Origin of the sequence: Candidatus Magnetobacterium casense (genome assembly GCF_019173545.1) — a bacterium.
Lineage (GTDB): Bacteria > Nitrospirota > Thermodesulfovibrionia > Thermodesulfovibrionales > Magnetobacteriaceae > Magnetobacterium > Magnetobacterium cryptolimnobacter.
The window spans coordinates 1-2,816 of record NZ_JABXWD010000413.1 but is presented as its reverse complement, the minus strand read 5'-3'; the positions used below and the strand labels follow the sequence as shown (position 1 = coordinate 2,816).

Genomic DNA, 2,816 nt, shown 5'->3' with positions numbered 1-2,816 from the left:
CATTACAGTTGATTGATGAACCGTCAAATACGCCTAAACCTAAGAAATTAACACTAAAAGACTTGGAGGTACTGGAGGTATCATGCTTAACTTAACACCTATGCCCTCCACCCCCATTATTTTGTTAGTCGTCTGTGACGAGGGTGTCGTATCCTTCTTCGGCCAGGGCCTGTGCGATGGCAATGGCTGATGCCCTGTCCTTGTACCTGCCAACCCTCACCCTGTGAAACGTCTTTGAGTTGACGCCGGCCTCCATTATGAAGACGCCTTCGTACTGTAAATCGAGTGCCTTTTTAAGCCTGAGGGCATTTTGCTTATCCTCAAAGGAGGCTATCTGAACGGTGTACTGGCCTTTGGCGAGCTTATCAGAGACCTTTATGTACTTGACATACCTGCCGTCCCTGCCCAGATACTCTACCTCAACCACCCCCACGCCCTGCCCGACAAGTCCAATCTCCCTGGCCGCCCCATAGGAGAGGTCGAGGTCTCTGCCCTCTACAAAGGGTCCCCTGTCGTTGACTACAACCAAAGTCGAAATGCCGGTCTGTGGATTGGTTACGTTGAGACGTGTGCCAAAGGGAAGGGTCTTGTGTGCTGCCGAGTAGGCGTACATGTCATAAATCTCTCCGGAAGCCGTGGGTTTGCCATGAAAGTCGAGTCCGTACCAAGAGGCTATCATCATACTGCTGCCCTGGGGTAGTTTGCTCACATCCGGATACTTGGGGGGCGGTGTGGCAGGAGTCAGGTGCTCATAACCACGAACAGGTCTCCTGACTATCACCGTCCTTGTGGTACACCCTGCCAGGATAACGCCCAATAAAAGTATGAGTGTCCACTGCGTAAGTGCCTGCTTACAGGATATACCTGCTGAGGTCTTCATCCTTGACAATCTCCGAGAGCTTAAGCTTTACATAGTTTTCGTCTATATAGAGGTTGCCTTTTTCGAGGTCAGGACACTCAAAGGATATATCCTCAAGTAGTTTTTCCATGACGGTATGTAGGCGTCTGGCGCCGATATTTTCGGTTCTTTCGTTGACTATGGAGGCAATGCCGGCTATTTCGTCTATAGCGTTGGCCATAAACTCTATGTCGAAGCTCTCCGTGGCCATCAGGGCAACGTACTGTTTGATCAGTGCATTGCTTGGCTCCGTTAGTATGCGGATGAAGTCTTCCTTGCCCAGTGCCTCAAGCTCCACCCTGATGGGGAACCTGCCCTGCAGCTCAGGGATGAGGTCGGAGGGCTTTGAGACGTGAAACGCACCGGCTGCTATAAACAGTATGTGATCGGTCTTAACGGAGCCGTGTTTGGTGGTGACCGTTGTGCCCTCCACAATGGGCAGGAGGTCTCGCTGTACCCCCTCGCGGGAGACATCGGGGCCGTGCGATGAGCCCCGGCTGGCTATCTTGTCTATCTCATCGACAAAGACGATGCCGTTTTGCTCGGTTCGTGTAATGGCCTCCTTGGTAACCATGTCCATGTCTATCATCTTGCCGGCCTCCTCTTTTATGAGGTGGTTAATGGCATCGGGGACCTTCACCTTCTTGCGCTTGGTCTTGTCGGGCATAAAGTTGCCAAGCACCTCCTTGAGACTGATTTCGAGGTCTTCCAGGCCGATGTTTGATATGACGCCGAAGGGCATTATTTTTTCCTTTACATCGATATCAACGTACTTGGAGTCCAGTTTGCCCTCTCTGAGTTTTTCTCTGAGTTTTTCGCGTGTTTCGCCGTACTTTTCTTTTTCTTCGGATGTTTGTTGCTCATTCCTGTTGACCCTGACCTGGGGTAATAGTATATCGAGCATCCTGTCCTCGGCAAGCACCCTGGCCCGCTCCTGCATTTTCTCGAAGTGTTCTTCCTTGATCATGTTGACGGCTAACTCGGTAAGGTCACGGATCATAGACTCCACGTCGCGCCCCACGTATCCGACCTCGGTAAACTTGGAGGCCTCCACCTTTATAAAGGGCGCACTGGATAGTCTTGCCAATCTCCTGGCAATTTCGGTCTTGCCAACCCCCGTGGGACCTATCATGATAATATTTTTGGGCAACACCTCATCCCTCAAATCTGTTGACAACTGCTGTCGTCGCCACCTGTTGCGCAGGGCAATGGCCACGGCCTTCTTTGCCTTATGTTGTCCTATAATGTATTTATCAAGCTCACGCACAATCATACTCGGTGTCAGGTTATCCATTACAATTCCTCAAAGTTTATATTTTTGTTTGTGTACACGCATATATCAGCGGCAATCTCCATTGCCCTCTGCGCAATGTCTTTGGCCCCCATAGAGGTATGCTCACAGAGCGCAACCGCCGCCGCCTCGGCATAAGGACCGCCCGAACCAATGACGGCAACTGCCTTATCAGGCTCTATGACATCACCATTGCCGGATATTATTAAGGTGACATCTTTATCGGCAACCAGCAGCAATGCCTCAAGTCTCCTCAGTATCTTGTCCGTTCTCCACTCCTTGGCAAGCTCCACGGCTGCACGTGTCATGTTGCCCCTGTAGGTTTCCAGCTTGGCCTCAAATTTTTCAAACAACGTAATGGCGTCCGCCGTTGACCCGGCAAAACCGGCCAGCACTTTGCCCGAATACATCTTTCTGACCTTTCTGGCATGATGCTTTAGCACCGTGCTTCCCAGTGTAACCTGACCATCACCGGCCATAACAACATCGCTCTTTGTTGCTTCAGTGCCATCCTGGGCTTGCCTGCGTACACAGATAACCGTCGTGCCATGTATCTGAGGTAATCTCTCTGACATGTTCATATGATAACAGAATCCTTATAAAAAAAAATACAAGCCCCACATTGTA

At 50.6% G+C, this 2,816-nt stretch carries 3 protein-coding genes; all 3 read right to left on the bottom strand.

Annotation, left to right across the window (positions count from 1 at the left end):
• Positions 1 to 124 precede the first annotated feature (124 nt).
• Genes HWQ67_RS15675 through hslV form a run of 3 tightly spaced genes read right to left on the bottom strand, consistent with a single transcriptional unit; the run spans position 125 to position 2,764 of the window.
• Positions 125 to 880, bottom strand: coding sequence for a septal ring lytic transglycosylase RlpA family protein (locus HWQ67_RS15675; protein WP_218253623.1), 756 nt, complete (start codon positions 878 to 880; stop codon positions 125 to 127).
• The gene (gene hslU, locus HWQ67_RS15670) at positions 852 to 2,192 is read right to left on the bottom strand and encodes an ATP-dependent protease ATPase subunit HslU (protein ID WP_218253622.1); all 1,341 of its coding nucleotides are present in this window, start codon (positions 2,190 to 2,192) and stop codon (positions 852 to 854) included. Before hslU ends, HWQ67_RS15675 begins: the two co-directional genes overlap by 29 nt.
• Positions 2,192 to 2,764 (bottom strand): ATP-dependent protease subunit HslV, encoded by a 573-nt coding sequence (hslV, locus tag HWQ67_RS15665; RefSeq protein ID WP_218253621.1) that lies wholly within the window; start codon positions 2,762 to 2,764, stop codon positions 2,192 to 2,194. The genes hslU and hslV overlap by 1 nt, the downstream gene beginning before the upstream one ends.
• Positions 2,765 to 2,816 lie beyond the last annotated feature (52 nt).